The 514-nt window shown below is 65.0% G+C and carries 1 protein-coding gene; it reads right to left on the bottom strand.

From position 1 onward, the window contains the following. On the bottom strand, window positions 1-494 hold a 494-nt coding region (locus tag G4D83_RS47395; protein WP_420826711.1), incomplete at its 3' end, for a condensation domain-containing protein. Between the last annotated feature and the right edge of the window lie 20 nt (window positions 495-514).

The raw sequence follows: 514 nt of genomic DNA, 5'->3' as shown, positions 1-514 counted from the left end.
TCCTCGACGAGCTTCTCGAAGGGAAGCTCCTGGTGGGAGTAGGCGCCGAGGCAGGCGTCACGGGTGCGAAGGAGGACGTCGAGGAAGGAAGGGTTGCCGGAGAGGCGAGCCGGGAGAGGGAGGGTGTTGACGAAGAATCCGATGAGGGATTCGAGCTGGGGGCGGGTGCGGTTGGCGATGGGAGAGCCGACGAGGAAGTCGAGCTGACCGGAGTAGCGGGAGAGGAGGAGTTGGAAGGAGGAGAGCAGTGCCATGAAGAGGGTGGCACCGTGGAGACGGGAGAGGGAGTCGAGGGAGTCGCGAAGGTGGAGAGGAAGAGAGAAGCGGTGAGTGGAGCCCTCGAAGCGCTGGAGGGAGGGACGAGGGAAGTCAGTAGGAAGAGAGAGAACGTGAGGGACGCCGTCGAGGAGGCGGGTCCAGAAGTCGAGTTGGGAGGAGAGGGTGTCGCCGGAGAGCCAGGTGCGCTGCCAGGAGGAGAAGTCGGCGTACTGGATGGAGAGCGGGGCCAGGGGAG

This window comes from Myxococcus eversor (assembly GCF_010894455.1).
Taxonomy (GTDB): domain Bacteria; phylum Myxococcota; class Myxococcia; order Myxococcales; family Myxococcaceae; genus Myxococcus; species Myxococcus eversor.
The sequence above is the reverse complement of the archived record's forward strand: the minus strand, read 5'-3'. Positions and strand labels throughout refer to the sequence as shown.